We start from the raw sequence: 25,070 nt of genomic DNA on the forward strand, positions 1-25,070 counted from the left end.
GGTGGCCGCGCCGCACCGTACTGGGGCCTCGCCCGCAGGGGGGCGGGGGGCGGAGCGTGCGCGAAACAGCATAAGCAGCTTAAATAAACGTGCGATATGTTTCGGGGTGTGGACGACAACGCGAGCGACGACCTGGATGTGGACGCCTTCGCCACGGCATTGGAGAACTTCAACCGCTTCTACATCCGGCTCCCGACGCTGGAGAAACTGTCGTTCACGACGCTGTCGGTGCTGGACACCCTCGCGGCCGGAGGCAGCCCGATGCGGCAGAGCGACCTGACCAGGACCGAGCAGGTCAGCCAGCCCGGCATCACTCAGCTGATCACCCGCCTGGAGCGCGACGGGCTGGTGGAGCGCCGCCCCGACCCGAGCGACGGGCGCGCCGTCCTCGTCCACATCACCGAGGCCGGCCGGCAGGTCGGCCGGTCACGCCACGACGACCGGACCCGCCACCTGGTCCCGCTCATCGCCCGGCTGACCACCGAGGAACGGCAGGCGATCGCCAGGGCGCTGCCCGCCCTGACCCGCCTGGCCGAACTCGGGCGAGACGGCTCGTAGACCGGCCCCCTTCGGTCTCACTATCGACCTCGCGGGCGGCAGGCCGGCACCGGCAGGACCATTCGAGAACCCGGTGGGCAGGAGATACGTCTAGATGGATGTGCATCGCGCCCTGAGGATCTCCGTCCTGCCCCTTGTCGTCGCCTGCCTGGCGGGATGCGGCGGCACCGCGCCTTCCGGCAGGCCCTGCACCCTGATCGGCACGCGGGTCGGGGTGGCCCTGCTCGTCGAGGCGCCGCTGGCCGCCAAGGTGAAGCGGGCCACCATGCGGGTCTGCTGGGACGGCTCCTGCCACGACGCCGAGCTCGTGCTCGCCCCCTCCACCGTCAGCGTCCCCACGCCGAAGACCTGCGGATCGGACCCCGGGGAGACCTGCGGGGCGCTCCTCACGCCCGACGGCGGGTCGCAGGCCTTCGGCGACGTCCCCGGCCTGCCCAAGAAGGCGGTGCGGGTCGGTGTGGCGCTGTTCGACGACCAGGGCGCCTCCGTGCTCGACCGGGAGATCGAGGTGACCCCCAAGGGCGCCTTCCCGAACGGCCCCGACTGCGGCGAGGGCGGCCCGCAGGCCGGCGTCGTCGCCGACGAGACCGGGCTGCGTGAGCGCGCCTGAGCGGCGGCGTGCCACCACTGCCGGGTCGCCGCTCGCGGCCATCCTGATGACCCGGTCCGCGAGGTCGTCTTCCGTGCCCCGCTCCCAGTGATCTTGCCGAAAAAGCATTTTTGCATTTTTGGTAAGATTTGCTACGGTGGTGGACATGACCGCTGGAGACAATGCCGGTACCGGGCTGCGGGAGCGCAAGAAGCGGGAGACCCGCGTCGCGCTGAGCCAGGCCACGATCCGCCTGTGCGTCGAGCGCGGATGGGGCGACGTGACGATCGAGGACATCGCCGCGGCGGCGAACGTGTCCGTGCGCACCTTCCGTAACTATTTCTCCAGCAAGGCCGAGGCGATAGCCGCCGGCCACCTGGAGCGCGCGCTGCGCATCGCCGACGAGCTGCGAGCGCGGCCGGCCACCGAGCGGCTGTGGGACTCGATCGTGAGCGCGGTGCAGGCCCATTTCGCGCCGGACGAGGGCCACGGTGGCGGGTCTCCCCACGACCAGCGCTGGCGAGACGGTCTCCGGCTGCTGCTGGCCGAGCCGGCGCTGCAGGGTGAGGTACTCAAGGCGAACGCGGCCGCGCAGGACGAGCTGGCCAAGGCGGTCGCCGAGCGCACCGGCACCGACGTGGCACATGACGTCTACCCGAAGCTGGTCGCCGCCGTGGTCGGCGCGGGCAGTGCCGTGGCCGTGGAGCACTGCATGAGCGCCGATCCGCCGATTCCGCTCGCGCCGCTGCTGCGCGAGGTGTTCGCCCAGCTCACCGCGGGCCTTCCCGTCCCATAGGAAACCCGCGCGAACCGATCACGCCCGGCCGGCGCCGGGCCGATCCGTCCTGCCCTTTTCCGTGCGAACAAGGAGAATCGATGATCGCAGATGTCGTCATCGCCGGCGGAGGTCCGAACGGGCTGATGCTGGCCTGCGAACTGGCCCTTGCGGGGGTCCGGCCGGTCGTGCTGGAGCGGCTGCCGGAGCCGAGCCAGGAACCGAAAGCCAACGGACTGCTCGGCCAGGTCGTGAGAATGCTCGACCGCCGCGGCCTGCACGAACGTCTCAGTGGTAGCCCGGAGCCACCACGGCCGAACTCCGCGTACTTCATGTTCGGCGCGATGGGCCTGGACCTGAGCCTGCTGCGGGACAGCCCGATCTATGCCCTCCCGGTGCCGCAGCGACGCATCGTGCAGGTCCTTCAGGAGCGCGCCGTCGAACTGGGCGTGGAGATCCGGCGCGGACACGAGGTCGCCGGCCTGTCGCAGGACGACGACGCGGTCACCGTCGACGCCGCGGGGCCGGGCGGGACGTACCACCTGCGGGCCCGGTACCTCATCGGCGCGGATGGAGCGCACAGCACCACGCGCAAGCTCTCCGGCATCGGGTTCCCCGGCGTCACCTACGACCGGATGACGGTCCGCTCGGCGCACGCGTCGATCCCGGCGGACTGGGTCGACCCCGCGACCGGTGCGCTGAACGTGCCCGGCCGGGGCGCTGTTCTGCCGTTCCTGCCCCACCGCACCGAGCACGGCGGGTTCTCCTACGCGCCGATGCCCGGCCACCCGCCGCTGGTCAGCGCCTCAGAGTGGGACCAGCCCGAGACCGGCGCTCCGATGAGCCTCGACGAGCTGCGGGCGAGCGTCCGCCGCGTGCTCGGCGTCGAGGTGCCGCTCGGTCCGCCCGACGGCGAAGGTCCGCACGTGCTGCGCCGGCTGACCGGCGGTAACACCCGGGTCGCCGAACGGTTCGCCGACGGCCGGGTGTTCCTGATCGGCGACGCCGCCCACGTGTACGCCGCCACGGGGGGCGGGCCCGGGCTCAACCTGGGCCTGCAGGACGCGATCAACCTCGGCTGGAAACTCGCCGCCGAAATCCGCGGCAGCGCCCCGCCCAGACTGCTGGACAGCTACGAGACCGAGCGGCGGCAGGCCGCCCAGCGCATGGTGATGAACGCGCGGGCGCAGTCGGCCCTGATCGCCCCCGGCGGCGATGTCACCGGACTGCGCGAGGTGTTCACCGAACTGCTTCGCGACACGAGCACCGTACAGCGCCTGGCCGAACTCACCGCGGGCGCCGACGTCCGCTACGACATGGGCGAACCCGAGGCGCACCCGCTGGTCGGCCGGTTCGCCCCCGACATGGAACTGCGCACCCCGGCCGGGCCGGTCCGGCTGGCCGAGCTGACCAGGACCGCACGACCCCTGCTGCTCGACCTCACCGAAGACGCGTCCCTGGCGCGGACGCTCGCCCCGTGGCACGGCCAGGTCGATGGCGTCACCGCGCGCGCCCCGCACCCCGCGCCCACCGCACTGCTCCTTCGGCCGGACTGCTATGTGGCCTGGGCATCCGCGTCGCCCCAACCAGATCCCACCGAGCTGGAAGCACTCCGGGCGGCCTTGCGGCGGTGGTTCGGTGTAGTCGAACCCGCCCGCACCTGACTGAGCCCTGCGGGGCGCGGATTCTGATACCACGATTTCGCGTCGCCCGCCATTCGCGTCGAGAGCGTCTCCATGGCCAGGACAGGCGTACGCTCCTTCGATGATCGCTGCTTGGGAGCCCACGATGGCGGGCGTGCTGCGCCTGCCCTCGGGCCGGCTCGTTCGCGGCCGTGGACTGCGCCGCCCTCTTCCGGTGGGGCCGGCGCCCGCCTTCGCGCTGTACCTGCTGGGCCACGAGCCGCCCCCGGTGCCGTGGGAGGCGCGCTGGCTTCGCTGGCCGGACTTCTGGCTGCCGTCCGACCGGGTGGCCACCGGGGACGCGCTGCGCGAGGCATGGGCGCGTGCCGAGACCGAACGCGTCGAGATCGCCTGCGCCGGCGGATCCGGGCGAACCGGTACGGCGCTGGCCTGCCTCGCCGTGCTGGACGGGGTGCCCAGCCGAGAGGCGGTCGCCTACGTCCGGAAGCACTACTCCTCACACGCTGTCGAGACCCCCTGGCAACGCCGCTTCGTCACCCGCTTCCGGTAGGGGACTCGCCGGGCAGCCTCACTCTGCGGGCGCGACCGGTGTCCGTCCCCGGCCGCGAAGGGCTGGCCGCCGGCGATCCGGCCGCAGGCGTCGTGACCGAATTGCCCTATTGACACGTCCCAAACGGCCCGCGAAACTCACCGGAAACCTCTCACCCAAGACGTGTCGGGCCGGGGCGCCACTGTAAACGTTTACAGAAACGTCCCGCCCTCAGGCAGGGGACCCCCACCGGCCCCGGCGAAGGAGTGGCCAGATGGTCGTTTCTCGATGGCGTGCGCTCGGCCTACTGGCAGCCCTGGCGCTCGCGATGCTCGCGGTCATGCCCGCGGAGGCGCGGGGAGGCAAGCCGAAGACCGGCACGATCACCGCCTCCTCCGCGCCCTCCACCGCGCTCGGCGAGCCCATCGCCTACAACGTGTACCTGCCCGACGGCTACGTGCGGGGCGGCGGGCGCTATCCGGTGCTGTACCTGCTGCACGGCAGAGGCGACTCGCTGCAGTCCTGGACCCAGGTCAAGGACACCCTGGACGAGATGATCCAGGACGAGCGGATCCCCGCGCTCATCGCGGTGATGCCCGACGCCCCCTGGAGCGAGCGCGGCAACTGGTACGTCGACTCGCGGTACACCGGAAGCGACGATCCCGGCAGGCCTGTGGAGACCGCGCTCACCCGCGACCTGGTGAACCACGTCGACGCCACCTACCGCACGGCCGCGATCCGCTCGGCGCGCATGGTCGGCGGCTACTCGATGGGCGGCGCGGGCGCGCTGCGGTACGCGCTGGCCCACCAGGACCTCTTCGGCAGCGCCCTGGTGCTGAGCCCGGCCGTGTACACCCCGCTGCCCCCGGCCGACTCCTCGGCCCGCGACTACGGCGCGTTCGGGCTCGGCGGTCAGAAGTTCGACGACGAGGTGTACCAGCGGCTCAACTACCCCCGCCTGCTGTCGGAACTCGACCCCGACCTGCCGGTGCGGCTGTTCATCGCGGTCGGCGACGACGAGTACGCCAACCCAGGCCCGGCCGACGCCCGGCACGATCTCGACTTCGAGTCCGAGGCGCTCTACAACGCCGCGCGGCGGGCGCCCGGCGTCTCGGCCGAGATGCGCATCCTCGACGGCGGCCACGACTGGAGCGTCTGGGGACCCGCGTTCGAGCAGGGCATGGCCGACCTCGGTCCCGCACTCAGCGTCGTCCCCCCGGCGGGGCTGCCCGCTCCGCTGTACGGGACCGCCGGCACCGACTGGGCGGGCGGCGTCGCCTCCCACGCCGACGGCTCGACGACCCTCGGCTACGCGGCGAGCGGCGCGGTGGACGGCCAGGCCTACGCGGGCGGGCTGGACGTCGTGCTGAGGCGCCTCGGCGCGGACGGTACGGCGCGGTGGACCAGGCAACTCGGGACGGCCGCCGACGAGCGCCTCTACGGCGTGGCGGCGCTGCCCGACGGCGGCGTCCTCGCCGCCGGTTACACCCGGGGCGACCTGGACGGCCACCACGCGGGCAACGCCTCCGACGACGCCTTCGTGGTCCGCCTGGACGCCAACGGCGAGGTGCGGTGGCTGACCCAGTTCGGCGCCGCAGGCGTCGCGGACCGCGCGTACGGGCTGACGGCCACCTCCGACGGCGGCGCCTACCTCGCGGGATACACCAAGGGCGCGCTGTCCGGCGCGAACAGCGGCGACAAGGACGCCATCCTCGCCCGCGTCACGTCCGGCGGGCAGGTCGCCTGGGTACGCCAGTTCGGCGGACCCGGCGAGGACAAGGCGTACGGAGTGGCGGCCGACGCCACCGGCGCGTACATCGTCGGCGGCGGACCCGCCGGGCTGCCGGGCACCACCGCGCTCGGCGGGCAGGACGGCTGGATCGCCCGGTACGACGCCGACGGGACCAGGCGCTGGGTGACCACGGCGGGCGGCGCCGGAGACGACCGCCTCAACGCCGTGACGGTGACGAGCGGCGGCCTCGTGCTCGCGACCGGGTCCGTCGGCGGCGACCTGCTCGCCGTCGCCCACACCTCCGCGGGCAAGCAGAAGTGGGCCACCACCGTCGCGACCCCCGCCACGGACGCGGGGGCGGCCGTCGTGCCGCTGCCGAACGGCGAGGCCGAGGTGCTCGGGTACACCCGTGGCCGGGTCGGCGTGGTGGCCGGGCAGGCCGACGTCCTGACCGTACGCCTGTCCGCCAAGGGCAAGCAGGTGGCGGCGGCCCAGTTCGGCTCGGCCCGTGACGACGGCGCGGACCCCTTCGCCGAGCCCAACCTGTTCGCCGCTCCGGGCCCGGACGGGAAGGTCCGCGTCACCGGCCTCACGTACGGCACGGCGGCCGGCGCCACCGCACCGGGCAACGGCGACGTGTTCACCGCTGTCGTGGACCCGGTGACCGGCCTGCCCATCTGACGACCGAACGCAAGGCGGCGCGCCCGCGAACCCCAGGGTGAGGCGCGCCGCCGGGAAGCCCGCGCGGGCGCGGGCAACGCCCGGCACGGCCCAGGTGTATTAGAGGTCATGACATTGGACGGACAGACGTGACCGGCGCGGAAGGCGATGGGTTCGCCGCGTTCGTGGCAGCACGCGGCACGAGTCTGCTTCGGGTCGCCTACCTCGCGTGCGGCGACGAGAAGGAGGCGGAAGACCTCCTGCAGACGGCGCTGGAGCGCACGTACCGGAACTGGGACCGGGTGCGGTACGACAACCCCGAGCCCTACATCCGCCGCATCATCGTCAACGGCTCCATCAGTCGAAGGCGATCGCCAAACTCCGTGTGGCGTTCGGCGAGCGATCGATGGAAGGAGTGATCAGGAATGTCCACTCTTGAGGACGACCTTCGCCAGATGATGGCGGACGAGACCACGAGGCTGCGTGCCGCGCCCGACCTGAACGCGGTCCCGCCTGGCCTGCCTGGCCCCCCCGAGCCCGCGCGAGGCCCGCCTGGTAGCCTGCCACCAGGAGCCAATTGAACACGTTCAATCGGAGGCGCCGTGACCCCGCTGGTCAACGTCATCGTCATGATCGGCATGCTGGTCGTGGTGCCGGCCGGGCTCACACTGATCGACACGCCCCGCGCCGTCAGGCACGTGTGGGTCGCGGGCGCGGTGCCGGGCGCGCTCTCACTCTGGCTCGCCCGGGGTACGGCCGCGACGGCGCTCGCCGTCGTCTACGCCCTGGCCACCGCGGTGCCGGCCGGCCACGCGGCCGTACGGGCGTGGCGGCACCGGTCCCTGGCGCCGCGCGAGGTGGCGGTGCTCACGGCCCTTTCGGCACCGGCCGTCGCGGGCCTGGCGCTGGTGTGGGAGCGCGCGGGCCACGCCCTGCTCGGCTTCAAGCCCGCCATCCTCGCCCTCACCGTGGCGCACTTCCACTTCGCCGGGTTCGCCGCCGCGCTGGTGGCCGGTCTGGTGTGCCGCGCAACCGGGGACCGTGCGATGGCAAGGGCTGCCGCGCTCGCGGTGCCCTGCGGCACGGCCCTGGTGTTCCTCGGCTACTTCGTCGACGACTGGGCAGAACTGGCGGGTGCGGTGGTACTCACCGCGGGAATGTGGCTCGTCGGGTGGCTGACATGGACACAGGTGCGGCGCGGGGCCGCCGACCGGCTGACCCGCGTCCTGCTCGGCGCCTGCGCCCTGACGCTCTCGGCGACCATGCTGCTGGCGCTGAGCTGGGCGGTGGGCGAGGCGACCGGGCTGCCTCACCCGTCGGTGGAATGGATGGCCGCCACCCACGGGGTGTGCAACGCCGCCGGGTTCGCGCTGTGCGGGCTGGCCGCCTGGCGCAGGCTACGGACCCGGCCCCTGTGATCCGACGACCGATCAGGCAAGGAGCGCGATGGACCTGGAACGGTACGACGACGCGGAGCTGACCTACGCCGAGGCGGGGGCGACCCGCACGGGCGAGCTGCCGCAGGGCTACCGGCACCTCAGGCGCCGCTATCCCATGGGCGACGGCGCCTGCCTGGGCCGCGCGGCCGACGCGCTGCTGACCTGGCGCATGCACGCCGCTCTCGGCCTGTCGCCCCAGGCCACCGCGCCGAGGGCCGCGCCGGGAGTCGTGGTGGTCTCCCACCTCGGGGTCGGCCCGCTGGCGATCGCCGCCCCCTGCCGGGTCGTGTGGACCGTCGAGGAGGACCGCCGCGCGGGGTTCGCGTACGGCACGCTTCCCGGCCATCCGGAGTCCGGCGAGGAGTCCTTCCTGCTGGAGGTGGCCGGCGACGGGTCGATGTCGTTCACGGTCAGCGCCTTCACCCGGCCCGGCGGCTGGTACACGCGCGCCGCCTGGCCACTGGTCGCCCTGGCGCAGCGCTACTTCGCCGGCCGCTACGCCTCGGCGCTGCGCCGCCACACCCGCTGATCGCGGGAGCGTCACCGGAGCCGCCGGCCGAAAGGCGGCCCAGGAACCGCTCGTCCTCCCGCACGCTCCCTGGAAGACCTGTTCCGATGGCGGGACCTGAGTCCGTCACGCCTGTGGCCGGGCGTCGACAGGCAGGGACCTGTACTCCCGCCAGGCGGCGAGCGCGGCCTGGCGACCGGAACCGGGATGGGCAGCGTGCCACTCGCGAAGGAAACGATTGAGCTCGAACTGGGCTCCGATCTCCCCACGCTCCTGGTTTCGCGTCGCGTGCCAGTGCTTCACGGCCTCGCCAAGGGTGCGGCCGGCACCGGTGGCGACGAAGTCGCGCATCGCGGCGTCGAAGTGGAACCCGGCACCGACCAGACGGCGAGCACAGGCGGTCGCGCACGCCGGTCGCTTCAGCGAGGAGCCGTCCGTCGGCAACGGACGACAAGCGGTGAAGGCAAGGGGGTCACTCACTCCTTGCCACTCTCAACGTATAGCGCACCGGGGGGCTTGCCACAAGACCCGGGTCATGCCGCAGAATCTCCGGCTGTAAGCCAGGACCTGCGGAAATCAGGGATCCACGGCATACGTGTGCTCGCGGATGCGCGCCTCCGGACCGCGCGGACCGCTGAGCCCGAAACGCGACCTAGTCGAAGGGGGGGTCTTCATGTTCGACGTGATCGTCGCCGGTGGCGGACCGACCGGCTTGATGCTGGCCGGTGAGTTGCGGCTGCACGGCGTGCGCGTGCTCGTGCTGGAGAAGGACGCGGAGCCGTCCAGAATCGTCCGCTCGCTCGGCCTGCACGTGCGCAGCATCGAGGTGATGGACCAGCGCGGCCTGCTGGAGCGATTCCTCGCGCACGGCCAGAAGTACGCGCTCGGTGGCCACTTCGCCGGTATCGACAAGCCGAGGCCTGACAGGATGGACACCGCGCACGCGTACATCCTCGGTATCCCGCAGAACGTCACCGATCGCCTGCTGGCCGAGCGCGCCACCGAGGTCGGCGTCGAGATCCGGCGCGGCTGCGAGCTGGTCGGGCTGAGCCAGGACGACCACGGGGTGACCGCCGAGCTCGCCGGCGGCACGCGGCTGCGCTCGCGCTACCTCGTCGGCTGCGACGGCGGCCGCAGCACGGTGCGCAAGCTGCTCGGTGTCGGCTTCCCCGGCGAGCCCGCCAGGGCCGAGTGGCTGCTGGCCGAGATGCGGGTGACCGAGGAGCCGGCGACCATCGCCGCCATCGTCGCGGAAGTCCGCAAGACCAACCGCGGGTTCGGCGCCGGGCCCATCGGGGGAGGGGAGTACCGCCTCGTCGTGCCCGCCGAGGGGGTGGCCGCCGACCGCACGGTCCCGCCGACCCTTGAGGAGTTCAGGCAGCGGCTGCGGGTGTTCGCCGGCACCGACTTCGGCGCGCACTCCCCGCGCTGGCTGTCGCGGTTCGGCGACGCCACCCGCCAGGCCGAGCGCTACCGGGTCGGCCGGGTGCTGCTGGCCGGCGACGCGGCGCACGTCCACCCGCCGCTGGGCGGGCAGGGGCTCAACCTCGGTGTCCAGGACGCGTTCAACCTCGGCTGGAAACTGGCCGCCGAGGTCGGCGGCTGGGCACCGGAAGGGCTGCTGGACAGCTACCACACCGAACGGCACCCGGTGGCCGCGGACGTGCTCAACAACACCCGCGCGCAGTCCGAGCTGCTGTCTTTGGAGCCGGGCCCCCAGGCGGTGCGCCGGCTGATGGCCGAACTGATGGACTTCGAGGAGGTGAACCGGTACCTGATCGAGAAGACGACCGCGATCGGGGTCCGCTACGACTTCGGCGAGGGACACGAGCTGCTCGGCCGGCGGATGCGGGACATGGGCCTGAAGCGGGGGCGCCTCTACGAGCTGATGCACGGCGGCCGCGGGCTACTGCTCGACCAGACCGGCCGGCTCTCGGTGGCGGGCTGGGCCGATCGGGTCGACCACGTCGTCGACGGCAGCGAGGAACTGGACGTGCCCGCGGCGCTTCTGCGGCCGGACGGCCACGTGGCGTGGGTCGGTGAAGACCAGCAGGATCTGCTCAGCCGGCTGCCCAAGTGGTTCGGCGCCGCCGTCACCTGAGCACGCGACCGCGGCTCTGGCGACGGGTCAGGCCGCGCCGGGGGACAGGCCGCGTTGCATGAGCACCGTGTCCACCCAGCGCCCGTGCTTGTGGCCCACCTGCCTGAGCCGCCCCGCCTCGGTGAAGCCGAACCGGCGGTGCAGCGCGGCCGAGGCGTCGTCCCCGGTGTCGGCGATGACCGCGATCACCTGCCGGGCGCCGGCGCTCGCGCACCCGGCCAGCAGCGGGTCCAGCAGCGCGCGGCCCAGCCCCCTGCCGGTCCAGCCGGGGGCGAGGTAGATCGAGTCCTCCACCGTGTGCCGGTAGGCCGGTCTGGGCCGCCACGGCCCCGCGTAGGCGTACCCGGCCACCTGGCCGCCCACGTCGGCGACCAGGAACGGCAGCCCCCGCCCGGCCAGATCGTCCAGCCTGCGCTCCCAGTCGGGCACGCTCGGCGGGGTCTCCTCGAAGGTGGCGAGGCTGCCGGTGACGTAGTGGGAGTAGATCGCCGCGACCGTCTCAAGGTCGGCGGGCACGGCCGTACGGATGCGCGTTTCCTCGTTCGACACCTGTCGTCTCCGTGATCGGGTTCAGCCGGACCCGGCAACGCCGCCGGGGTCCCGGGGCGCCAGCCGGGCGGCCCTGGTCTCCAGGTAACGCTGCTCGGGGATGCTGGTGGTGCCGCGCGCCGCGGCCCTGTAGCGGTCGCGGGCCGCGTCGAGCTCACCGGCCATCTCTAGCAGGTGCGCGCGGACCGCGTCGAGACGGTGGTGACCGGCGAGCCGTTCGTCGCCGTCGAGCTCGGCCAGCAGGTCGAGCCCGGCCACCGGCCCCTTCACCATGGCGAGCGCGACGGCGTGGTTGAGCGTCACCATGGGGTTGGGCGCGACGCGGGCCAGCAGTTCGTACAGCGCGAGGACCTGTGCCCAGTCGGTGTCCTCGGCACGGGGCGCTTCGGCGTGGACCGCGGCGATGGCCGCCTGCACCTGGTAGGGGCCGAGCGTCGCGTGCGACAGCGCGCCGGTGATCAGCGCGATGCCGTCGGCGATGTGCGCGCGGTTCCACCGGCTCCGGTCCTGCTCGGCCAGCGGCACCAGCGTCCCGTCGGGCTGGGTACGTGCCGGGCGGCGCGCGTCGGTGAGCAGCATGAGCGCGAGCAGCCCGGCCACCTCGCCGTCGCCGGGAAGCGACCGGTGAACGGCGCGGGTCAGCCGGATCGCCTCCCCGGTCAGCTCGGCGCGGTGCAGGTCAGGCCCCGAGGTGGTGGTGTGCCCCTCGTTGAAGATCAGATACAGCACGTGCAGGACCACGCGCAGCCGTTCGGCCCGCTCGGGCTCGGGGGGCATGCGGAACGGGATGCCGGTGGCCTTGACGCGCTGCTTGGCCCGGCTGATGCGCTGGGCCATGGTCGCCTCGGGGACCAGGAACGCGCGGGCGATCTGCGCGGTGGTCAGCCCGCCGACGGCGCGCAGGGTGAGGGCGAGCTGGGAGGCCGCCGACAGCGCGGGATGGCAGCACAGGAACAGCAGGGTAAGGGTGTCGTCCTGATCCGGCGGGGTGTCCTCACCCGGGCCCGGCGCCACGGCATCGGCGTCCATGGCCGCGACCGTGACCTCCCTGACCCGGCGGGCGTGGTCGCTGCGCCACTGGTCGGTCAGCCGGCGGGAGGCCACCGTGACCAGCCACGCCTTGGGGCTGTCGGGGATCCCCCGCACGGGCCACTGCACGGCGGCGGCCAGCAGGGCCTCCTGCACCGCGTCCTCGGCGGTGTCGAAGTGCCCGTGACGCCGCAGGAGGATGCCGGCGACCTGCGGCGCCAACTCGCGCAGCAGGTTCTCGACCTGGGTGTCGGTACTCACATCTCCGTCCCGCGTGGTGGTGGGCCGCCGCGCCTGGATGCGGGCGGGCCCGGTCGTCGTGTCGCCGTCCCCGCAGTCAACCAGGTGACGGCCGCGCGGGAATCCCGGCCCGCGCGGAACCGGATGTCGAATTCTCCACGCCCGCTCCGACCCACGGGTGTGAAGTGCCCAATGGAGGCACCTCGCGATCTCACGAGACAGGAGCGGTCTTTTCATGGATGCCAATACCGCGACGGACACCGGCGGCGCGACGGCGGCGGGTCCGCACGCCACCGGCCCGCGGGCCGGGCGGCGGGAGTGGGCAGGGCTCGGTGTGCTGGCGCTGGCGGCCCTGCTGGTCTCGATCGACGTGTTCGTGCTGCTGCTGGCGCTGCCCCGGCTGAGCGCGGACCTCGGGGCCGGCGCCACCGAACAGCTGTGGATCATGGACGTGTACGGGTTCATGCTGGCGGGCCTGCTCATCACGATGGGCACCCTGGGCGACCGGATCGGGCGCCGCAGGCTGCTGCTCATCGGCGCGGCCGGGTTCGGGGCTGCCTCGGTGCTGGCGGCCTACTCCACCGGACCGGGAATGCTGATCGCCGCCCGGGCGCTGCTGGGGGTCGCCGGGGCGACGCTGACGCCCTCCACACTGGCGTTGATCGGCAACATGTTCCGCGACCCCCGCCAGCGGGCCGTGGCCATCAGCGTGTGGATGGTGTGCTTCATGTCCGGCGCCGCGGTCGGCCCGCTGGTGGGCGGGGCACTGCTGGAGCACTACTGGTGGGGGTCGGTGTTCCTGCTGGGCGTGCCGGCGATGGGCCTGCTGCTGGCCTTCGGCCCGGTGCTGCTGCCCGAGTACCGCGACACCGCCGCCGGCCGGCTCGACCTGACCAGCGTGGCGCTGTCCCTGGCCGCGATCCTGCCGGCCATCTACGGCCTCAAGGAACTGGCCAGGAGCGGCTGGCAGGCCATGCCCGTCACGGCGGTGCTGGCCGGCGCGGCCTTCGGGGTGGCGTTCGCCCGGCGGCAGCGCGGGCTGGCCGACCCGCTGCTGGACCTGCGGCTGTTCGCCAACCGTTCCTTCACCGCCGCGATGGGCGCCATGATGGCCGGCACGACGCTGATGGGCGCGATCATGCTGTTCGTCACCCAGTACTTCCAGCTCGTCGCCGGGCTGTCGCCGCTGCGGGCAGGGCTGGCCATGCTGCCGGCGGTGGCCGGTTCGATCACCGGCGCGCTGCTGTCCCCGATCCTCGCCCGCCGCGTCCGCCCGGCCTACCTCATCGGCGCGGGCATGGCCGCCGGCGCGGCCGGCCTGCTGCTGATCACCCAGGCCGGGCCGGAGCACGGCCTGGTGGTGGTGGCGCTCGGGTTCGCCCTGACCAACATCGGCGGCGGGCCCATGGTGGTCCTCACCGTCGACCTGGTCATCGGCGCGGTCCCGCCCGGCAAGGCCGGCCTGGCCGCCGGGATGAACGAGACCGGCTCGGAGTTCGGCTACGCCCTGGGCATCGCCGCCCTCGGCAGCCTCGGCGCCGCCGTCTACCGCGCCCACATCGCCGGCGCCATCCCCGAGGGCGTCCCCGCCCAGGCGGCCGGCGCGGCCCGCGACACCCTCGCGGGCGCCCTCACCGCCGCCTCGGACCTGCCGGGCCCCCTCGGCGCGCGGCTGCTCGCCGCCGCGCGCGAGGCGTTCACCGCGGGAATGCACCTGACCGCCGCGATCAGCGCCGTCCTGCTGCTCGCCACCGCCGTCGCCACCCTCACCCTGCTGCGGCACGTACGTCCCAGCGGCCGGGAGGCGGACGCGCGTGACTGAGGCCGGGGTCAGCGCCAGCCGGAGGCGTCCACGCCGCCGGGGACGGGCGCGGCCGGGTCGTACGGCTCTCGGGTGAACACGAAGGTGTTGAGGTCGAGGTGACCGGGGGAGCCGTCGGGGCGGCGCACCAGGCGCAGGGTCTCCCCGGCGTAGTAGCCGTCGAGGCCGAGCCAGGTGCCGTCGGCCTGCGCGGCGAACCGCGAGGACCGGCCGGGGACGCCCACCGGGGCCAGCGACACGTCGCGCCCGGGCAGCAGGCGCAGCAGGTAGGCGGCCGGCCCCCAGTACCACGGGCCGGTGGTCTCCAGCAGGTCGGCGTCGGCGGGGGAGGGCGCCCACTCGCGCGGCAGGGGCGGCTCGTGGGTGTCCAGGATGTCGAGCAGGTCGGTGGCCACCGAGGCGCGCAGCCCCGAGGTGGCGTTCGCCATGACCAGCACGCTCGCCCGGTCGGCCGGATCGGCCCAGACCACCGCGAGGAACCCCGGCATCGACCCGCCGTGCCCGACCAGGCGCCGCCCCCGGTGGCGCAGCAACTGGACGCCCAGGCCGTGGCCGACGCTCCAGGTGTCGCCGTCCTCGACGGCGGCGGGCTCGCGCATCTCGGCGAGCGTGGCGCCACGCAGCACCGCCTCCTTGCCGCCGGACAGGAACGCCGCCCATCTGGCCAGGTCGGCGGGGGTGGACCACAGCTGACCCGCCGGGGCCATCGCACCCGCGTCGTGCTCGGGCTCGGGCAGCAGCACATCGGCCCACGGATGCACGGCGTACCCGCGGGCGTACGGCTCGCGGGGGCGGGTCGTGGTGTCGCGCATGCCCAGCGGCTCCAGGATCTCCGACCGCACCGCCTCGGCCCAGCCGACCCCGCGGTGCCGCGCGACCAGCTCGCCCAGCAGGGCGAAGCCGAGGTTGGAGTAGTGGAACCGGCGGCCGGGCCGGTGACGGGCGGTCTGGACGTCCAGCGCGCCGGCCAGGGCGTCCATCTCGACGCCGGGGGTGCGTTCCCACCACCCCCCGGGCGGCTCGGCGGTGAGCCCCCCGGTGTGCGAGAGCAGCTGGGCGATGGTGACGTCTCCGACCGGGGTGGCGGCGACGTGCTTGGCCAGCGGGTCGTTAAGGTCGAGCAGGCCCTCGTCGCGCAGCCGCATCACCAGCACGGCGACCATGGTCTTGGTGATCGACCCGATGCGGTATTGGGTGGCGGTGGTGGGGGCGGCGCCCTCAGCCCTGCCCCGGGCTCCGAACCAGACCGGCTCGCCCTCGCGAAGGACCATGGCGGCCAGCGAGGGCATCCGCGTCTCGGCCTGCTCGATGGCCACACGGCGCAGCAGCGCGCGAGCCGTACCCTCCAGAACCGCCGCCATCCGGCCGCCCTCCCCGCATCGGTAAGCCGCTTGGTAGAACAGCTGACACATTACCGGGGATCTTCGGGCAGGCCGCTCGGCCACCCGGTCACGCCCGGCGGGCCGGCCGGGGCCGTGGCGCCGCACGAGGAGCCGTCGCGGCCGCCCGCGACCCCGGGCGGGACGCCCGCCGACACGACGACCGGCGCACCGCCGGGGCGCGGGCTGCGGGAGAATACCCGCCATGACCACCCCGGAGGCAGGCCGTCCCCCCGGCGTCGAGCTGTCCGCCGTCCTCGAACGCATCACCTACGCCAACGAGGAGACCGGGTACACCATCGCGCGCGTGGCCGTCGAACGGGGCGGCGCCGACCTGGTGACGGCGGTCGGGCCGCTGCTCGGCGCCCAGGTGGGCGAGAGCCTGCGCCTCACCGGCCGCTGGGGCTCCCATCCCAAGTACGGCCGGCAGTTCGAGGTGTGGTCGTACACCACGGTCTTGCCGGCCACCGTGCAGGGCATCCAGCGCTACCTCGGCTCCGGGCTGGTCAAGGGCATCGGCCCCAAGATGGCCGAGCGCATCGTCGATCATTTCGGGGTCTCGACGCTCGAGGTGATCGAGACCGCGCCCGAGCGGCTGGTCGAGGTGCCCGGCCTGGGCCCCAAGCGCACCAAGATGATCGCCGCCGCCTGGGAGGAACAGAAGATCATCAAAGAGGTGATGATCTTCCTTCAGGGGGTCGGGGTGTCCACCTCGATCGCGGTGCGCATCTTCAAGCAGTACGGCGACGCCTCCATCACCGTGGTGCGGAACGAGCCCTACCGGCTGGCCGACGACGTGTGGGGCATCGGCTTCAAGACCGCCGACACCATCGCCCAGGCGGTCGGCATCCCGCACGACAGCCCCGAGCGGGTCAAGGCCGGCCTGCGGTACACCCTGTCGCAGGCGGCGGACGGGGGCCACTGCTACCTCCCCGCGCCCAACCTCGTCGGCGACGCGGTGAAGATCCTCGAGGTCCCGCCGGAGCTGGTGACGAGCTGCCTTGAGGAGCTGGTCGCCGCCGAGGGCGTGGTCCGTGAGGACGTCCCGGCGGGCGACGGGGTGGTGCCCGCGGTGTACCTGGTGCCCTTCCACCGCGCCGAGCTGTCGCTGGCGGGCGGCCTGCGGCGCCTGCTGGACTCCGGCCACGACCGGCTGGCGGCCTTCGGCGGGGTCGACTGGCCGGCCGCGCTGGCCTGGCTGCGCACCCGCACCGGCGCCGACCTGGCCCCCGAGCAGTCCGAGGCGGTGCGGCTGGCGCTCACCTCCAAGGTGGCCGTGCTGACCGGCGGCCCCGGCTGCGGCAAGAGCTTCACCGTGCGCTCCATCGTCACCCTGGCCCGCGCCAAGAAGGCCAAGGTCATCCTGGCCGCCCCCACCGGCAGGGCCGCCAAGCGGCTCGCCGAGCTGACCGGCCATGAGGCCACCACCGTCCACCGGCTGCTGCAGCTGCGCCCGGGCGGCGAGGCCACCTTCGATCGTGACAACCCGCTGGACGCCGACCTGCTGGTGGTCGACGAGGCGTCCATGCTCGACCTGCTGCTGGCCAACAAGCTGGTCAAGGCGGTCGCGGCCGGAGCCCACCTGCTGTTCGTGGGCGACGTCGACCAGCTGCCCTCGGTCGGCGCCGGCGAGGTGCTGCGCGACCTGCTCGCCGCCGACGTCGTGCCCCGGGTGCGGCTCACGCAGATCTTCCGCCAGGCCCAGCGGTCGGGGGTGGTGGTCAACGCCCACCGCATCAACACCGGGCTGCATCCGGCGCTCGAAGGCATGGGCGACTTCTTCCTGTTCCCCTGCGAGGAGCCCGAGGAGATCGCCGCGCTCACCGTCGATGTGGTGGCACGGCGCATCCCGCGCAAGTTCGGCCTCAACCCCCGCCGTGACGTGCAGGTGCTCGCCCCGATGCACCGCGGCGCGGCCGGCGCGGGAAACCTCAACAACGCCCTGCAGGAGGCGCTGACGCCCTCCCGCGAGGGCATGCCCGAACGGCGCTACGGCGGCCGGGTGTTCAGGATCGGCGACAAGGTCACCCAGCTGCGGAACAACTACGACAAGGGCGTCGCCGGGGTGTTCAACGGCACCGTCGGCGTGGTCACCGATCTGCGCCCGGAGGAAAGCAAACTCACCGTCCTCACCGACGAGGACGAGAGCGTCGAATACGCCTTCGACGAACTGGACGAGCTGGCGCACGCCTACGCGGTGTCCATCCATCGTTCGCAGGGCAGCGAATATCCCGCGGTGGTGATCCCGCTGGCGACCAGCGCCTGGATGATGTTGCAGCGCAATCTGCTCTACACCGCGGTCACCCGCGCCAAGAAACTCGTGGTGCTCGTCGGCTCCCGCCGCGCGCTGGCACAGGCCGTACGGACGCGCGGAGCGGGGCGCCGGCACACCAGCCTCACCCACCGGCTCGGCCAGGGCTGACCCCTCCCGCATCGGGCCGGTGACGGTTCCGTGACGGCCGCCGGCCGGTTCGCATGATCGGGCCGTTTCGCGGCGAACCCTCTCGGCGTGCGCATCCGCAGGCCCTTTGACCGGCCCATACCCTGACAATCTCATTGGATCTTCTTGACGGCCTCGGGTGGCTTTCCTGGTCCGCATTGCCAGTTCAAGGTGACCGAAATGTGATCTAACTCGCCCAAAAGATGTGCGTTCGACTGGCAATCCCTATTAGGGTTTTTTCATTGCACTTTGCCGCCGTGGGGGAGAGGTCTGTGCGGGACTTTCGTCATCGTCTGAGGACACCGATCGCCGGGCTGGCCGTGGTCACCGCCGGCCTGCTGATGGTGTCGTGCTCCAGTGGCGGCGGGCCATCCTCGTCGGGCCCCGGCGGGGGCGGCACGAGCGCCCCGGCGACGCCCGCCCCCCTGATCAAGATCAGCCCGGCGAAGGGCGCCGGCAAGGTCCGTCCCGACAAGAGCGTCGTGGTCACCGCCGGCAACGGGGAGCTGGAGGAGGTCACCGTCCAGGCCGACGGCAAGACCCTCAAGGGCGAGTTCGACGCCGGGCACACCAAGTGGGTCTCCAAGGGCCCGCTGAAGCCCTCCAGCAGCTACACCGTCTCGGCCAAGGCCACCGGCCCAGGCGGCCCGGCCGAGGCGACCAGCACCTTCACCACGCTCAAGCCCGCCCAGGAGCTGCGGATCACCGACATCACGCCGAACGTCAAGGGCGAGACCGTCGGCGTCGGCATGCCGATCATGGTGAGGTTCAGCAGGCCGGTCGGCGACAAGAAGGCCGTGGAGGAGTCGCTGGAGGTCACCGCCGAGAAGCCGGTCACCGGCGCCTGGCGGTGGATCGACGACTCGCTGGTCATCTACCGGCCCGCCAAGTACTGGCCCGCCCACCAGAAGGTGCGCTTCGCCGCCCGCCTGGAGGGCGTGCGCGCCGGCAAGGACACCTACGGCGTCAAGAACTACGCCACCCCGATGAAGATCGGCGCGGCCTGGATCAGCAGCGTCGACACCCGCAGCCACACGATGGTCGTCCGCAAGGACGGCAAGGTCGTCCAGAAGATGCCGATCAGCGCCGGCAAGGCCACCACCCGCGAGTACACCACCACCAACGGCATCCACCTGACCATGGAACGGGGCAACCCGGTCACCATGATCTCCCCCGGGAAGAAGGAAGGCGACCCCGGCTACTACAAGGAGATCGTCGACCACGCCGTGCGCATCTCCAACAGCGGCGAGTACGTCCACAGCGCCCCGTGGTCGGTCGGCTCCCAGGGCCGCGCCAACGTCAGCCACGGCTGCGTCAACGCCCGCCCCGACCAGGCCAAGTGGTTCTACGACAACTTCCACCGCGGCGACATCGTCAAGATCGTCGGCACGAACCGGGCGCTGGAGTGGAACAACGGCTGGGGCTACTGGCAGCTCCCGTTCAAGCAGTGGAAGAAGGGCAGCGCCCTGGACGCCTGACGCCCCCCAGGGACGTCAGGCCGGCCCGCGTGGAGGGCCTAGACGGCGGGACCCGAGCCCCCGGCCGGGCGGCCACCTCCACGGGCGAGTACGCGCCGTCGGGCCGGTCGAGACGCAAGGGCTCCTTCAGCAGCAGCGGCCCTGCGACATGAACCGCGGCTCGGTGCCCGGATGGGCCTGGGCGGCGCCTCGGGACTCCTGATCGCCGCCTGGTGCCGGCCTCCCCAAGCACCGGCCGCACCGCCAAGGTCGAGCTGGTCCTCACAGCAGGGCCAGCTGACGGTCGGCGGAACGCCGGGGCCGCCACGGCTCGCGCCGCGCCCCGATGCCGTACAGCCGGGCCAGCCCGGCCACCCGCCCGGCCACCCGCCGCCGGTAGTCCTCGGCGGCCCGCGGCTCACGCCCGTACAGCTCCTGGTAGCGCGGCACCAGGCGGGGATGCTCCTCAGCCAGCCACCGCATGTACCACTCGCGGGCCCCCGCGGGCAGTTGCAGCACCATCGGCGTGAGGCTCACCGCGCCGGCCTCGGCGACGCGCCGCACCACCGCCCGCAGCTGGTCCTCCGAGTCGGTCAGGCACGGCAGGACGGGCCCCATCAGGACCCCGCACGGCACCCCGCGCTCGCCCAGCTCGGCGACCAGCTCCAGGCGCTTCTGCGCGCTCGGCGCCCCCGGCTCCACCGCGCGGCGCAGCCGGTCGTCGACGAAGCCGACCGACACCCGCGCCTCCACCTCGGCCACCTCGGCCGCCTCCGCGAGCAGCTCGGCGTCACGCAGGATCAGCGTGCTCTTGGTCATCACCCGGAAGGGGTTGCCGGCGTCCCTCAGCGCGGCGACGATGCCGGGCATCAGCCGGTAGACCCGCTCGGCGTCCTGGTAGCAGTCACCGCTCAGCCCGATGCCCACCACCTCGCCCGCCCAGCGCGGCGAGGCCAGCTCGGCCCGCAGCCGCCGGGCCGCGTCGGTCTTGACCACGATCGCCGAGCCGAAGTCGCGCTCGCCGTCCAGCCCGAGGTAGCGGTGGGAGCGGCGGGCCGCGCAGTAGAGGCAGGCGTGGGCGCATCCCCGGTAGGGGCTGACCGCGAAGGACAGGTCGAGCCCGATGGCCGCCGGCACCTGGTCGATGATCGTGCGCGCCCGCACCTCGTAGAAGGTCGTGTCACCGGAGGTCCGGCGAACCGCCCGCCGCTCGATCTTGGGGCGCGCCGCAAGGGTGTTCTCGACAAGGGGAAGGGCGTCGAAACGCATGACCAACAGTGGAACACGTATTCGATACCCACGCAAGCGATCTCACCACGCCCGCAAGTGGACCGATCGGCGTTCCCGGGACGGTCGCCGCCCCATCCGGCCTTCGCCCCCTGGTGGGGCACCCCACCGGCTAAAGTGGTACGCATGTACCGGTCCGTTGCGCCGGTCATGACGAGGGGGGCCGGTTCATGCCGTGGTTGCTGCTTGCCGGGGCGATCGCTTCGGAGGTGCTCGCCACCTCGGCGCTCAAGCTGAGTGACGGCTTCGCCAACAAGGGCTGGACGGTGGTGGTGGCGATCGGCTACCTGGCCTCGTTCGTCCTGCTGGCGCGCGCCCTGAAGCTCCAGATGGAGGTCGGCGTCGCCTACGCGGTGTGGGCGGGCGCCGGCACCGCGGCCATCGCCGTGATCGGAGCGGTGTTCCTCGGAGAGGCCATGAGCCTGGCCAAGGTCGCCGGGATCCTGCTGATCATCGGCGGTGTCGTGCTGCTCAACCTGGCGGGCGCGCATTGACCGCCCCGAGGGCCGCCTCACAGGCCGAGGACACCACGGGCTCGGCGATCACCCCCGAACCCCCGGCCGCCGCCCGGCCGGCCCAGGAACGCGGCCGGCGACGTCGCGCCGCGCTACTGGCGGCCGCGGTGGGCCTGCTGGAGCAGGGGGGTTTCACCGCCGTCACCCACCGGGCGGTCGCCCGGCGGGCCGGGCTCCCGCTGGCCGCGACGACCTACTACTTCACCTCCCGCGACCAGCTGGTCGCCGAGGCCTTCGCCCTGCTGATCGCCGACGAGCTGGACGGCATGCGCGCCCGGGCCGAGACCCTCACCGGCCGCCCCACCCCCGAGGACCTGGCCACCGCCCTGTCGCTGGCGATGGGACCCCGGGCCGGGCCGGCAGGCGAGGCCGACCGGCTGCGCCGGCTCGGCCTGTGGGAGCTGTACCTGCAGGCCGGCCGAGACCCGGCGCTCCAGGCGCTCGCCCGCGACTGGACCGACGGATGCGACACCGTCGTCGCCGAAACGCTCCGCCGCACGGGATACCCCTGCGGGCGACCGGCGGCCCGGACGGTCGGCGTGCTGCTGGCCGGGTTGTGGATGGAGCACCTGGTCGAAGGCCGCCCCGGGGCCGCCCTCGAAGCCCGCACGCTCCTCGCCCAGACCCTGCGCGCCCTGCGCGCCCTGCCCGGCACCTGAGGCGCCCGCCGCCCGGCCCTCAAGGGTGTTCCCGCGGGGGCGGGCGCGGCACGCCGGGTTCCCGGTCGCCGCCGGACCGGTGATCGCCAGCTCTCCGACGCGCGTGTGGTCCACCTCACACGTGTCGCGTTGACCATCGCATCAAGGTGAAGGTTGGAGCATACGCGGCGTGCGAAACCAATCAGCCGGGGAGCGCGGGCTCCCCTGGCGGCGCCGCCGGCAGCGGGTTGATCTACGCTGGGCCGGTGACGATCCTTCACCTCGCGCTGGCCGACGACTGGGCCGACGCCGAAAAAGCCGGTGAGTACCGCGTTTCCACGCTCGGGCGGACCCTTGAGGAGGAGGGGTACATCCACGCGTGCGCCGACCTGGACCAGTTACGCGGGGTGGCCGAACGGTACTACACGGGGGTCACCGCGCCGCTGGCCGTGCTGACCGTCGACCAGGCCCTGCTGGACTGCCCGGTGATCTTCGAGGTTCCGCCCGGCGCCGACGAGGCGTTCCCGCACATCTACGGCCCGCTCCCGGTGGAGGCGGTCGTCGCGGTCTCCCCCTTCCCCGGCTGACCCCCGCCCGCCCGCCCCTCACAACGTGCGGCACCTCACACGCACAGCACCCGCTGCAGCCGCCGGGCGGCGAACAGCAGGCCGCCGACGACCATCGCCACAAGGTAGGCGGCGTGCCCGAGCAGGCCCCAGCCCGGGTCGCCGATGGCCAGGCCCCGCACCAGCTCGACCGCCTGGTAGAGCGGCGTGGCCTGGATGAGCACCTGCAGGGCCACCGGGTAGTCGCCGACCGGGGAGAAGGTGCCGGAGAACAGGAACAGGGCGAACTGGCCGGTGGACATCAGGTCGAAGTCCTGCCAGCCGCGCATCAGGGTGCTCACCGCCATGCCGAGGGACCCGAACGCCAGCCCGACCAGCATCGTGGCGGGGAACGCCGCGAGCGCCCACAGCGGCGCGGCCAGCCCGAGGACGACCATGACGATCACGAAGACCCCCGTGTAGAGGGAACCCCGGAACATGGCCCAGCCTAGCTCGCCGAGCGCGATCTCGAACGGCCGCACCGGCGTGGCCAAGATGGCGTCGAAGGTCTTCTGGTACTTCATCTTGAAGAAGAAGTTGTAGGTGGTCTCGGCCAGGGCGCCGGACATCGCCGCCACCGCCAGCATCGCCGGGGCGACGAACGTGGCGTAGTCAAGGGTGCGCCCGCCGACCCGCAGGTCGCCGACCAGGGCGCCGACCCCGACGCCGATGGACAGCAGGTACAGCAGCGGCTCCAGCAGGCCCGACACCAGCACCAGCCAGTAGGACGGGCCCGAGCGCAGCGCCCCCACGTTGCGGTTGATCACCGCGCCCACCCGGCGGGGGGAGATCCGGGTGGCGAGCATCGTGGTCACCATGTGTCAGTCCTGAAGTCGCTTGCGGAAGGCGTGGACGGCCCAGGCCGCGCCGGCCGCGGCGAACACCACCAGGTAGGCCAGGTGCGCGGCGATCGGCCACGGGGGAGCGGTGCCCAAAGTGGCGGCCCGGTCGAGCTCGACCCCGTGCCACAGCGGCGACAGGTAGGCCAGCGGCCGGACGGCGAGGGGAAGCTGCTCGACCGGGAAGAACACCCCGGCGAACAGGGTCGAGGGGATCAGGACGAAGCGGAACAGCAGCGCGAAGTAGCTGTCGTGCTCGATGGTGGCCGCGAACGCCATGGTCGGCGCCGCCGCCGCGAGCGACACCAGCGCGCAGACCAGCGGCGTGACCAGGGCGAAGGGGGAGTGCAGCGCGCCGAACACTGCGGTGATCCCAAGGAACACCACCACCGCCACCGTGACGCGCAGCAGGACGTACAGCAGCCAGCCGAGGATCATGTCGCCGGGCTCGACAGGGGTGGCGCGCATCGCGTGGTAGGCCCGCACCCACTTGAAGTCGCCGAGAACGGGGTAGGTGCACTCGCCGACCGCCATCTGGAACGCGGTGGAGGCCATCACGCCCGGGACGATCCACGACAGGTAGTCGACCCCGCCGATCAGGCCGACGTGGCCGCCGACCCCGACACCGATGCTGACCAGGAACAGCACCGGCAGCACGAAGGAGGAGAACGCCGAGGCCCGCCACAGCCGGCGGTACAGCGTGAGGGCGCGCTCCAGCACCGCCAGCGTCGAGCGCGCGGAGACCGGGAGGGTGAGGGAGGCCATCAGTCGACCAGGGTGCGGCCGGTGAGGTGCAGGAAGACGTCCTCCAGGCTGGAGCGGCGCACCAGCACGCTGGAAGGGACGAGCCCGCGCCGGTGGACCTCGGCGGTGACGGCGTCGCCGTCGGCGGCGTACACCAGCAGCCGGTCGGGCAGCGGGTCGATGCGCTCGCCGACGCCGGCGAGTTTTCCGGCCAGCTCCGAGGGGCGCTCGTCGCCGAAGCGCAGCTCGACGACCTCGGGGGTGGAGTAGGTCTCGATGAGCGAGCGGGGCGACCCCTCGGCGACGATGCGCCCGCCGTCCATGACCACCAGCCGGTCGCACAGCTGCTCGGCCTCGTCCATGTAGTGGGTGGTGAGCACCAGCGTGGTGCCGCGCCGCTTGAGCTGGAACAGCCGCTCCCACAGAAGGTGGCGGGCCTGCGGGTCGAGGCCGGTGGTGGGCTCGTCGAGCAGGACGATGTCGGGGTTGTTCACCATGGCCCGGGCGATGGTGAGCCGGCGCTTCATGCCGCCCGACAGCGGTTCGACGTTGCTGCCCGCCCGGTCGGCCAACTGCACGAAGTCGAGCAGCTCCTCGGCCCGGCGGCGGGCCTCGGGCCGGGGGATGCCGAAGTAGCGGGCGTAGGTGGTGAGGTTCTCCCGGACGCTGAGGTCGGGGTCGAGGTTGTCCAGCTGCGGGCAGACGCCGAGCCGCCCCCGGATCTCGGCGCCCTGGCGTGCGGGGTCCATGCCGAGGATGCGAAGCTCACCGGCCGTGGGCAGCGACACGCAACTGATCATGCGCATCGTGGAGGACTTGCCGGCGCCGTTGGGGCCGAGGAAGCCGAACGCCTCGCCGGGGGCCACGTCGATGTCGATGCCGTCGACCGCGGTGAAGCCGCCGAAGCGTTTCACCAGGCCACGCGCGTGGATCAGAGGTTGTTCTGGCACGGAGCAGAACCCTAACGAACCCGACCGACATTCCCGCAACCG

At 72.9% G+C, this 25,070-nt stretch carries 24 protein-coding genes; 16 read left to right on the forward strand and 8 right to left on the reverse strand.

What is annotated here, in order from left to right; translation table 11 throughout:
• Positions 1–108 precede the first annotated feature (108 nt).
• From ACGFIV_RS05315 to ACGFIV_RS05355, 9 genes are all read left to right on the forward strand, one after another.
• Positions 109–558: a MarR family transcriptional regulator gene (locus ACGFIV_RS05315; RefSeq protein ID WP_358550685.1), complete on the forward strand. Its 450-nt coding sequence runs from the start codon at positions 109–111 to the stop codon at positions 556–558.
• A 94-nt stretch (positions 559–652) separates the two neighbouring features.
• Entirely contained in the window at positions 653–1,168 is a 516-nt protein-coding gene (locus ACGFIV_RS05320; protein ID WP_358550683.1) for a hypothetical protein, read from the forward strand.
• Positions 1,169–1,313: 145 nt separating this feature from the next.
• On the forward strand, positions 1,314–1,943 hold the full coding sequence (locus ACGFIV_RS05325; protein ID WP_358550681.1) for a TetR family transcriptional regulator: 630 nt from the start codon (positions 1,314–1,316) through the stop codon (positions 1,941–1,943).
• An 80-nt stretch (positions 1,944–2,023) separates the two neighbouring features.
• Positions 2,024–3,586: an FAD-dependent oxidoreductase gene (locus tag ACGFIV_RS05330; RefSeq protein ID WP_392832185.1), complete on the forward strand. Its 1,563-nt coding sequence runs from the start codon at positions 2,024–2,026 to the stop codon at positions 3,584–3,586.
• Between the two features lie 100 nt (positions 3,587–3,686).
• The gene (locus tag ACGFIV_RS05335; protein ID WP_392832188.1) at positions 3,687–4,115 is read left to right on the forward strand and encodes a protein phosphatase; all 429 of its coding nucleotides are present in this window, start codon (positions 3,687–3,689) and stop codon (positions 4,113–4,115) included.
• A gap of 253 nt (positions 4,116–4,368) precedes the next feature.
• Positions 4,369–6,507 (forward strand): alpha/beta hydrolase-fold protein, encoded by a 2,139-nt coding sequence (locus ACGFIV_RS05340; RefSeq protein ID WP_358550675.1) that lies wholly within the window; start codon positions 4,369–4,371, stop codon positions 6,505–6,507.
• 128 nt (positions 6,508–6,635) lie between these two features.
• A complete protein-coding gene (locus ACGFIV_RS05345; RefSeq protein WP_358550672.1) occupies positions 6,636–6,905 on the forward strand; it encodes a sigma factor in 270 nt (89 codons plus the stop codon).
• 183 nt (positions 6,906–7,088) lie between these two features.
• Positions 7,089–7,904 (forward strand): YndJ family protein, encoded by an 816-nt coding sequence (locus ACGFIV_RS05350; RefSeq protein WP_358550670.1) that lies wholly within the window; start codon positions 7,089–7,091, stop codon positions 7,902–7,904.
• Between the two features lie 28 nt (positions 7,905–7,932).
• Complete coding sequence (locus tag ACGFIV_RS05355; RefSeq protein WP_358550668.1) at positions 7,933–8,454, forward strand: DUF1990 domain-containing protein; 522 nt, start codon at positions 7,933–7,935, stop codon at positions 8,452–8,454.
• A 105-nt stretch (positions 8,455–8,559) separates the two neighbouring features.
• On the opposite strand, the gene ACGFIV_RS05360 is transcribed toward ACGFIV_RS05355, so the two are convergent.
• A complete protein-coding gene (locus tag ACGFIV_RS05360) occupies positions 8,560–8,913 on the reverse strand; it encodes a hypothetical protein (RefSeq protein WP_392832194.1) in 354 nt (117 codons plus the stop codon).
• Between the two features lie 193 nt (positions 8,914–9,106).
• On the opposite strand from ACGFIV_RS05360, the gene rox reads away from it, so the two are divergent.
• Positions 9,107–10,534 carry a rifampin monooxygenase gene (rox, locus tag ACGFIV_RS05365; protein WP_392832197.1) on the forward strand — a complete coding sequence of 476 codons (1,428 nt, stop codon included), beginning with the start codon at positions 9,107–9,109 and terminating at the stop codon, positions 10,532–10,534.
• A 27-nt stretch (positions 10,535–10,561) separates the two neighbouring features.
• Here rox and ACGFIV_RS05370 read toward each other — a convergent pair whose 3' ends face one another.
• Both ACGFIV_RS05370 and ACGFIV_RS05375 read right to left on the reverse strand, forming a co-directional pair.
• Complete coding sequence (locus ACGFIV_RS05370; RefSeq protein ID WP_358550662.1) at positions 10,562–11,083, reverse strand: N-acetyltransferase family protein; 522 nt, start codon at positions 11,081–11,083, stop codon at positions 10,562–10,564.
• Positions 11,084–11,104: 21 nt separating this feature from the next.
• Entirely contained in the window at positions 11,105–12,373 is a 1,269-nt protein-coding gene (locus ACGFIV_RS05375) for an RNA polymerase sigma factor (protein WP_392832201.1), read from the reverse strand.
• A gap of 214 nt (positions 12,374–12,587) precedes the next feature.
• Here ACGFIV_RS05375 and ACGFIV_RS05380 point away from each other — a divergent pair, with 214 nt between their 5' ends.
• A complete protein-coding gene (locus tag ACGFIV_RS05380) occupies positions 12,588–14,174 on the forward strand; it encodes an MFS transporter (protein WP_392832204.1) in 1,587 nt (528 codons plus the stop codon).
• An 8-nt stretch (positions 14,175–14,182) separates the two neighbouring features.
• On the opposite strand, the gene ACGFIV_RS05385 is transcribed toward ACGFIV_RS05380, so the two are convergent.
• Positions 14,183–15,535: a serine hydrolase domain-containing protein gene (locus ACGFIV_RS05385; RefSeq protein WP_392832207.1), complete on the reverse strand. Its 1,353-nt coding sequence runs from the start codon at positions 15,533–15,535 to the stop codon at positions 14,183–14,185.
• Positions 15,536–15,758: 223 nt separating this feature from the next.
• On the opposite strand from ACGFIV_RS05385, the gene ACGFIV_RS05390 reads away from it, so the two are divergent.
• Positions 15,759–17,975 carry an ATP-dependent RecD-like DNA helicase gene (locus ACGFIV_RS05390; RefSeq protein ID WP_392832210.1) on the forward strand — a complete coding sequence of 739 codons (2,217 nt, stop codon included), beginning with the start codon at positions 15,759–15,761 and terminating at the stop codon, positions 17,973–17,975.
• 290 nt (positions 17,976–18,265) lie between these two features.
• Positions 18,266–19,471 (forward strand): Ig-like domain-containing protein, encoded by a 1,206-nt coding sequence (locus ACGFIV_RS05395; RefSeq protein ID WP_392832213.1) that lies wholly within the window; start codon positions 18,266–18,268, stop codon positions 19,469–19,471.
• A 261-nt stretch (positions 19,472–19,732) separates the two neighbouring features.
• Here the strand turns inward: ACGFIV_RS05395 and ACGFIV_RS05400 are convergent, their stop codons facing one another.
• Positions 19,733–20,719, reverse strand: a complete 987-nt coding sequence (locus ACGFIV_RS05400) for a radical SAM protein (protein ID WP_392832216.1) — start codon at positions 20,717–20,719, stop codon at positions 19,733–19,735.
• Between the two features lie 188 nt (positions 20,720–20,907).
• Here ACGFIV_RS05400 and ACGFIV_RS05405 point away from each other — a divergent pair, with 188 nt between their 5' ends.
• The 3 genes from ACGFIV_RS05405 to ACGFIV_RS05415 all read left to right on the forward strand — a co-directional run bounded on the left by ACGFIV_RS05405 (position 20,908) and on the right by ACGFIV_RS05415 (position 22,477).
• The gene (locus ACGFIV_RS05405) at positions 20,908–21,231 is read left to right on the forward strand and encodes a multidrug efflux SMR transporter (protein ID WP_358554720.1); all 324 of its coding nucleotides are present in this window, start codon (positions 20,908–20,910) and stop codon (positions 21,229–21,231) included.
• On the forward strand, positions 21,228–21,911 hold the full coding sequence (locus tag ACGFIV_RS05410; RefSeq protein ID WP_358554717.1) for a TetR family transcriptional regulator: 684 nt from the start codon (positions 21,228–21,230) through the stop codon (positions 21,909–21,911). The genes ACGFIV_RS05405 and ACGFIV_RS05410 overlap by 4 nt, the downstream gene beginning before the upstream one ends.
• Before the next feature lie 245 nt (positions 21,912–22,156).
• The gene (locus ACGFIV_RS05415; RefSeq protein ID WP_358554715.1) at positions 22,157–22,477 is read left to right on the forward strand and encodes a DUF952 domain-containing protein; all 321 of its coding nucleotides are present in this window, start codon (positions 22,157–22,159) and stop codon (positions 22,475–22,477) included.
• Positions 22,478–22,512: 35 nt separating this feature from the next.
• On the opposite strand, the gene ACGFIV_RS05420 is transcribed toward ACGFIV_RS05415, so the two are convergent.
• Genes ACGFIV_RS05420 through ACGFIV_RS05430 form a run of 3 tightly spaced genes read right to left on the reverse strand, consistent with a single transcriptional unit; the run spans position 22,513 to position 25,028 of the window.
• Positions 22,513–23,313, reverse strand: a complete 801-nt coding sequence (locus ACGFIV_RS05420) for an ABC transporter permease (RefSeq protein WP_358554712.1) — start codon at positions 23,311–23,313, stop codon at positions 22,513–22,515.
• Positions 23,314–23,316: 3 nt separating this feature from the next.
• On the reverse strand, positions 23,317–24,099 hold the full coding sequence (locus tag ACGFIV_RS05425; protein ID WP_392832222.1) for an ABC transporter permease: 783 nt from the start codon (positions 24,097–24,099) through the stop codon (positions 23,317–23,319).
• Complete coding sequence (locus ACGFIV_RS05430; protein WP_358554706.1) at positions 24,099–25,028, reverse strand: ABC transporter ATP-binding protein; 930 nt, start codon at positions 25,026–25,028, stop codon at positions 24,099–24,101. The genes ACGFIV_RS05425 and ACGFIV_RS05430 overlap by 1 nt, the downstream gene beginning before the upstream one ends.
• Positions 25,029–25,070: the final 42 nt, after the last annotated feature.

This window comes from Sphaerisporangium sp. NPDC049003, assembly GCF_043197795.1.
Classification (GTDB): Bacteria; Actinomycetota; Actinomycetes; order Streptosporangiales; family Streptosporangiaceae; genus Sphaerisporangium.

Excerpts from the sequence above, each read along its gene's own strand:
- ACGFIV_RS05380 (WP_392832204.1), top strand. The coding sequence starts at position 12,588 with ATGGATGCCAATACCGCGACGGACACCGGCGGCGCGACGGCGGCGGGT.
- ACGFIV_RS05335 (WP_392832188.1), top strand. The coding sequence starts at position 3,687 with ATGATCGCTGCTTGGGAGCCCACGATGGCGGGCGTGCTGCGCCTGCCC.
- ACGFIV_RS05425 (WP_392832222.1), bottom strand. The coding sequence starts at position 24,099 with ATGGCCTCCCTCACCCTCCCGGTCTCCGCGCGCTCGACGCTGGCGGTG.
- ACGFIV_RS05390 (WP_392832210.1), top strand. The coding sequence starts at position 15,759 with ATGACCACCCCGGAGGCAGGCCGTCCCCCCGGCGTCGAGCTGTCCGCC.
- ACGFIV_RS05420 (WP_358554712.1), bottom strand. The coding sequence starts at position 23,313 with ATGGTGACCACGATGCTCGCCACCCGGATCTCCCCCCGCCGGGTGGGC.
- ACGFIV_RS05320 (WP_358550683.1), top strand. The coding sequence starts at position 653 with ATGGATGTGCATCGCGCCCTGAGGATCTCCGTCCTGCCCCTTGTCGTC.
- rox (WP_392832197.1), top strand. The coding sequence starts at position 9,107 with ATGTTCGACGTGATCGTCGCCGGTGGCGGACCGACCGGCTTGATGCTG.
- ACGFIV_RS05325 (WP_358550681.1), top strand. The coding sequence starts at position 1,314 with ATGACCGCTGGAGACAATGCCGGTACCGGGCTGCGGGAGCGCAAGAAG.
- ACGFIV_RS05355 (WP_358550668.1), top strand. The coding sequence starts at position 7,933 with ATGGACCTGGAACGGTACGACGACGCGGAGCTGACCTACGCCGAGGCG.
- ACGFIV_RS05405 (WP_358554720.1), top strand. The coding sequence starts at position 20,908 with ATGCCGTGGTTGCTGCTTGCCGGGGCGATCGCTTCGGAGGTGCTCGCC.
- ACGFIV_RS05330 (WP_392832185.1), top strand. The coding sequence starts at position 2,024 with ATGATCGCAGATGTCGTCATCGCCGGCGGAGGTCCGAACGGGCTGATG.
- ACGFIV_RS05340 (WP_358550675.1), top strand. The coding sequence starts at position 4,369 with ATGGTCGTTTCTCGATGGCGTGCGCTCGGCCTACTGGCAGCCCTGGCG.
- ACGFIV_RS05385 (WP_392832207.1), bottom strand. The coding sequence starts at position 15,535 with ATGGCGGCGGTTCTGGAGGGTACGGCTCGCGCGCTGCTGCGCCGTGTG.
- ACGFIV_RS05400 (WP_392832216.1), bottom strand. The coding sequence starts at position 20,719 with ATGCGTTTCGACGCCCTTCCCCTTGTCGAGAACACCCTTGCGGCGCGC.